6 protein-coding genes are annotated in these 5865 nt (G+C 70.1%); 1 reads left to right on the top strand and 5 read right to left on the bottom strand.

Annotated features, from left to right (window positions below):
• The first annotated feature begins 777 nt into the window (after positions 1 to 777).
• Entirely contained in the window at positions 778 to 3291 is a 2514-nt protein-coding gene (locus DDF67_RS17680; RefSeq protein ID WP_109102167.1) for an FtsK/SpoIIIE family DNA translocase, read from the top strand.
• Positions 3292 to 3470: 179 nt separating this feature from the next.
• On the opposite strand, the gene DDF67_RS17685 is transcribed toward DDF67_RS17680, so the two are convergent.
• The 5 genes from DDF67_RS17685 to DDF67_RS17705 form a co-directional block, all read right to left on the bottom strand.
• Positions 3471 to 3749 (bottom strand): hypothetical protein, encoded by a 279-nt coding sequence (locus tag DDF67_RS17685; RefSeq protein WP_109102168.1) that lies wholly within the window; start codon positions 3747 to 3749, stop codon positions 3471 to 3473.
• A gap of 78 nt (positions 3750 to 3827) precedes the next feature.
• A complete protein-coding gene (locus DDF67_RS17690; RefSeq protein ID WP_109102169.1) occupies positions 3828 to 4340 on the bottom strand; it encodes a DsbE family thiol:disulfide interchange protein in 513 nt (170 codons plus the stop codon).
• Positions 4337 to 4504: a heme exporter protein CcmD gene (ccmD, locus tag DDF67_RS17695; RefSeq protein WP_109102170.1), complete on the bottom strand. Its 168-nt coding sequence runs from the start codon at positions 4502 to 4504 to the stop codon at positions 4337 to 4339. Before ccmD ends, DDF67_RS17690 begins: the two co-directional genes overlap by 4 nt.
• A gap of 4 nt (positions 4505 to 4508) precedes the next feature.
• Positions 4509 to 5258, bottom strand: a complete 750-nt coding sequence (gene ccmC, locus DDF67_RS17700; protein ID WP_109102171.1) for a heme ABC transporter permease CcmC — start codon at positions 5256 to 5258, stop codon at positions 4509 to 4511.
• 49 nt (positions 5259 to 5307) lie between these two features.
• Positions 5308 to 5865, bottom strand: a 558-nt coding sequence (locus tag DDF67_RS17705; RefSeq protein WP_109102172.1) for a Spy/CpxP family protein refolding chaperone, incomplete at its 5' end; no start/stop codon positions are given.

Here is a 5865-nt window from a genome sequence, read left to right on the forward strand (position 1 = left end):
CCGCCCGTCCAAGGGTTCGCGCCGCCATGCACGCCTGGCCGCCAAGAAACGGGGCGCACTGCATGGGGAAGGGGCACAGGGCGGAAGAGGCCCGCGCGCCCCGGCCTGAGGCATAACGATCGCGCGGGGCGTTCAAGCTTCGTCGAAACGGTACTTAGAACTCACACATCCGGGCGAGGCCCCGGACGCCCCGCGCCCTCTCCATCAGCTCAGCGGCTTGCCGCGTGAGAGCGCGAGCCCGTACCCAAAGATCCTCCCCCTGAAGGGGGAGGTGGCCCGAAGGGCCGGAGGGGGAAGTGACTGATGAGATCAGTGCTCCCCCACGCCAGCAATCCCTTCCCCCTCAGTCGCTCCGCGACAGCTCCCCCTTCAGGGGGAGCATCTAGTGCGACCAACCTCCCCCTCGTGGGGGAGGCGGCCGAAGGCCGGTGGGGGGACGTTTTCAGCTTTCGAGGCGCCGGTCGATCCCGCACCAACTCCCCCCTCCGATCGCTGCGCGATCGCCTCCCCCACAGGGGGAGGTTCCTCTCTGGCGGACCCGACCCCCAAACGAAAAACGGCCCGGGCGTCGCCGTCCGGGCCGCGAAGTCAGAGGGGATGTTACTAGGGGGATACGCACTGGAAATGCACGTCGCGCGACTCCGGTTCCATGACGCTCTCGTGACGCCCTGCGACACTAAGTCTTTGTTTCCAGACGCCCCTCGATCCCGATCTCGGTAAACGCCCCTTAACCATCTGCGGCCACAAGGTAGGCTTCGAAGTGCTTCGGAGTGGTTCATGGCGCGAGTTGCGCGGCGATCGAATGTGGAGCTGGTCTGGGAGGCGGTGCGCTATGGCTGGGACCAGCCGTGGACGGCCCGGTTCCGGGGCGGCGTCCTGGCGGTTCTGGGCGCGGGTCTGCTGCTGTCCCTGGCCACCTACGACGCCTCCGATCCCAGCTTCAACGCCGTCAGCGGCGCGCCGGCCAGCAACGCCCTGGGCGGCGCCGGCGCGGTGATCGCCGACGTGGTCGTCCAGTCCCTCGGCCTGGCCGGCTGGGTGGCGGCGATCATGATGCTGGTGTTCGGCCTGGCCCGCACCGCCCAGCCCGATCCCGACGCCCATCGCCGCGAGCTGCGCGTGCGCGCCGGCGTCGGCGTGGCCGGCCTGCTGGCTCTCGCCGGCTTTCTCACCGTCCTGGCCAAGCCCGCCGTCTGGCCGCTGGCCAAGGGCCTGGGCGGGTTCTGGGGCGATGGTCTGCTGAACCTGCTGGCCGGCATCTTCAGCTTCGCCCACATCCCCGGCGCCCGCTTCATCGCCGCCCTGCTGCTGCTGGTCGGGGCAGTGATTGGCGTCGGCTACGCGCTCGGCGTGCGCCGCGTCGATCCCGAAAGCGTCATGGCTCTGGTCGCCCGCCTGACCGCGCCCCGCGAACGCGCCCCCCGCCAGGAGCGCGAGCCCGAGCCGGCCCGCGCCCCGCGCCCCAAAGCCGCCCCGCGCCGTCCGGTGCGCGACGCCATCGACGCCATCGACAACGACGAGCCCCAGGCCCCCGCGCCCCGCCGCGCCGCCCGCGCGGCCGCTGCGGCCGAGGACGACGACGGCATGGTCGTCGCGCCCCAGCCCGCGCCCCGCGCCGCCAAGGCCGCCCGTCCCGCACCGCCGCCGGTGGAGGACGACGAGGACGACTTCGCGCCCAGCTTCGAAACCCGCCCGCTGTCGATCCGCCAGCCCAAGGCGCCGGCCCCGTCCAGCAATCGCGAACTGCGCGAGCAGCAGAAGACCTTCGACTTCGAGGAAAACGAGGACGGTTTCCAGCTGCCGGAGCTGGCCATGCTGGCCAAGGCCAAGCCGCGCTCGTCGGAGTTCGACGAGGGCGCCCTGCGCCAGAACGCCCGCCTGCTGGAAAGCGTGCTGGCCGAGTTCGGCGTCAAGGGCCAGATCGACCAGATCCGTCCCGGCCCGGTCGTCACCATGTACGAGCTGGTGCCCGCGCCCGGCGTCAAGACCGCCCGCGTCGTGGCCCTGGCCGACGACATCGCCCGCTCGATGAGCGTGATCTCCTGCCGCGTCGCCGTCGCTCAAGGCCGCAACGCCATCGGCATCGAAATGCCGAACTTCAAGCGCGAGACCGTCTATCTGCGCGACCTGCTGTCCAGCGCCGACTACGACAAGGCCAGCTCGATCCTGCCCATGGCGCTCGGCGAAACCATCGGCGGCGAGCCCTATATCGCCGACCTGGCCAAGATGCCCCACCTGCTGATCGCCGGCACCACCGGCTCGGGCAAGTCGGTCGGCGTCAACGCCATGATCCTGTCGATCCTCTACAAGCTGCCGCCCGAGAAGTGCCGCTTCATCATGATCGACCCGAAGATGCTGGAACTGTCGGTCTATGACGGCATCCCGCACCTCTTGGCCCCCGTCGTGACCGATCCGAAGAAGGCCGTCGTGGCGCTGAAGTGGACCGTCCGCGAGATGGAGGACCGCTATCGCCGCATGTCCAAGATCGGCGTGCGCAACATCGGCGGCTACAACGAGAAGGCCAACGAGGCCCTCGAGAAGGGCGAACATTTCGAACGTACAGTTCAAACGGGGTTCGACGATGCCGGCCGCCCGATCTACGAGACCGAGCAGATCCGCCCCGAGGCCATGCCCTATCTGGTCGTGGTCATCGACGAGGTCGCCGACCTGATGATGGTGGCCGGCAAGGACATCGAAGGCGCCGTCCAGCGCCTGGCCCAGATGGCCCGCGCCGCCGGCATCCACCTGATCATGGCCACCCAGCGCCCGTCGGTCGACGTCATCACCGGCACCATCAAGGCCAACTTCCCGACCCGGATCAGCTTCCAGGTCACCTCCAAGATCGACGCCCGCACCATCCTGGGCGAACAGGGCGCCGAGCAGCTGCTGGGCCAGGGCGACATGCTCTACATGGCCGGCGGCGGCCGCATCACCCGCCTGCACGGCCCGTTCGTGTCGGATGGAGAAGTCGAGGCCGTGGCCAAGTTCCTGCGCGACCAGGGCATCCCCCAGTATCTGGAGGAAGTCACCGCCGGCGGCGACGAGGAGCAGGAAGAGGCCATCGAGGGCGCCTTCCAGGGCGAGGGCGGGGCCAACGATCTCTACGACCACGCCGTGGCCGTGGTCACCCGCGACCGCAAGGCCTCGACCAGCTACATCCAGCGCCGCCTGCAGATCGGCTACAACCGCGCGGCCTCGCTGATGGAGCGGATGGAGAAGGAAGGCGTCGTCGGCCCGGCCAACCACGCCGGCAAGCGCGAGATCCTCGCCCCGCCGCCGCCGCCGCTGTAGATTTCGTGATCCCTCTCCCCCTGCGGGAGAGGGTGGGCCCACGGAGTGGGGTCAGGTGAGGGGTTGCACGTACGAAAACGCCGTGACAGCCGATGGGCCGGTCGCGGCGTTTTTCGTTTGAGAGACCCCTCATCCGTCGGCTTTCGCCGACACCTTCTCCCGCAAGGGGAGAAGGGGGTTCAGACCAGAATGTTCAGCAGCGAGCCGGGGCGCAGGATCTTCTGCGGCTGTTCGGTCGGGGCGGTGAAGGCCTTGGGCGGCACGGTGCGGCGGGCCTGGGGCTCGGTCTGGGTCTGGAGCTGCACGGTCATCGGCGAGGCCGCCGGGCGCGCGCTGGTCGCATCGCTGACCGCCGCCTGGAAGAAGGCCGCCGCGCGCGACTGGCCGGCCGGGGTCACGGCGCCCGACGAGGGTCGGGCGGTGACGGCGGGCAGGCCGGTGGGGCGAACGGTGCTCATGACGCGGTTGATAGCATGGTTAATGCAGGGTGCGCGAGCGTGGTTAACGACGCACTAAGCGCAAAAGCGCGCGACGCTTCAACGCAGCCTGGAAACGAGTTCTTCCAGATCCTGCGGCGTGATCGGCCCGGTGTGCTTGGCCACCACCTGGCCTTGGGCGTCGACCACGAAGGTTTCGGGCACGCCGGTGACGCCGAACTCGACCCCCGCCCGGCCGTCGCGATCGACCAGCCGGGCGGCGAACGGATCGCCCAGGCGTCCCAGGAACGCCTCGGTGTTGGCCGGCGCGTCCTTGTAGGCGACGCCGACCACGCGCACGCCGCGCGCCTTCAGCGCCATCAGCTGCGGATGCTCGATCTCGCAAGGCGCGCACCAGGAGGCGAAGAAGTTGACCAGCATCGGCCCGTCGCCGGGGCTGCGAACCGGGGTCGGCGTCCCGCTGTCGAGGTCGGGCAGCGACAGGGCGGGCACGGCCTTGCCGACAAGGGCGTCGGGGCTGACCTGCGGATTGCGCTTGAGGGCGTAGCCGGCGAACAGCACCGCCAGGGCCGCCAGCACGATCAGCGGCGCGAAGGCCAGCCAGCGCTTCACGCGCGCGGGCCTTTGGCTTCGGCCTGCCGGCGCTCGGCCTCGGCGCGCCAGCGGCGGGCGGCCGAAAGGCTGTCGGCGATCATCCAGGCGAACACCGCCGCCGTCAGGACGAAGGCGGGCCAGACATAGATGGCGTACTTGCCGGCGTCGAAATCGAACTGCACGCGATCAGGCCTCCGCCGCCTTCAGGGCCAGGCTGCGGGCCTTGCGCCGCCAGACCAGGGCCCGGATCCGCACCAGCCACAGCGCGCCGAACGCCGACAGATAGGCCAGCTGCATCACCAGCATCGGCCAGGCGTAGACCGCCGGCAGCCGGTTCTCCGGCTTGGCCAGCAGGGTGGACGAGCCCTGGTGCAGGCTGTTCCACCAATCGACCGAGAACTTGACGATCGGCAGGTTGATGACGCCGACAAGGGCCAGAATGGCGGCGGCGCGGGCGGCCTTCTGCTCGTCGTCGATGCCGCCGCGCAAAGCCAGATAGCCCAGATAGAACAGCAGCAGCACCAGCACCGAGGTCAGTCGGGCGTCCCACACCCACCAGGTTCCCCACATCGGCTTGCCCCACAGCGAGCCGGTGGCCAGGGCCAGCACCGTGAAGGCCGCGCCCAGCGGGGCGCAGGCCTGGGCGGCGGCATCGGCCAGGGCGTGGCGGAACACCAGGGCCAGGAAGCTGGCGATCCCGAGGCAGAGATAGACGAACATCGCCAGCACGGCCGCCGGCACGTGGATGAACATCATCCGCACCGTGTCGCCCTGCTGGTAGTCCTCGGGAACCGTGAAGGTCAAAATGAGGCCGACCACCGCCAGCACGCCGGCGATCGCCCCGAACATCGGCGCGGCCCAGCGCGAGAAGGCCATGAACCGCTCGGGGTTGGCCAGGAAATCGAACGGGTTCTTGTTGTGGTTGCGGGCGCCCATCGACCTTGACTTAGATCGGCCGGAGGACGCCCGCAATCGTCTCTCGTCCTTACGAGCCCGACTTGCGCTGGATGATCACCCGGCGTTCGCCGAAACCACCCCTGGGACCCCGGGTCTCGAAGCGGCGGACGCTGACGTTCGGTCCGCCGGTCACTTCTGGACCGAGGGCGTCGAAGGCCTTCTTCTGGCTGGGGCTGAGCGCGTTGTAGAAGGCCCGGGTGGCGTCGGCGCGGCCCTTCAGGTCGGCGGCGACCTTGGCCATCCGCTCGGCCTGCTCGTCGAGGCGCTCAAGCGCGGTCGGCGGGGACTTGTCCTTGGCGCCCTCGTCGCGAACAGGCTTGGGTTCGGGGCGTTCCCTGGGGCCGGTGGCGGCGACGTAGGCCTTCAGGGCGCCTTCCTGGCGGTCGGTCAGTTGCAGCACGTCGCGCAGGCGCTGGACGCGGGCTTCCGGATCCTGGTGCGCCCGCACCGGCCCCACGCGGTCGCGGAACACCATGTGGCCGAAACTCGGCGGGGGCGGCGGAGGCTGCGGCGCTTCCGGCGCAGCGGGCGGGGGCGGCGGCGCGGCCGGCTGGGCCGAGGCGGCGACGACGCCGGCCGCGAGGGC

It is taken from the genome of Caulobacter endophyticus (assembly GCF_003116815.1).
In the GTDB taxonomy this organism is placed as follows: domain Bacteria; phylum Pseudomonadota; class Alphaproteobacteria; order Caulobacterales; family Caulobacteraceae; genus Caulobacter; species Caulobacter endophyticus.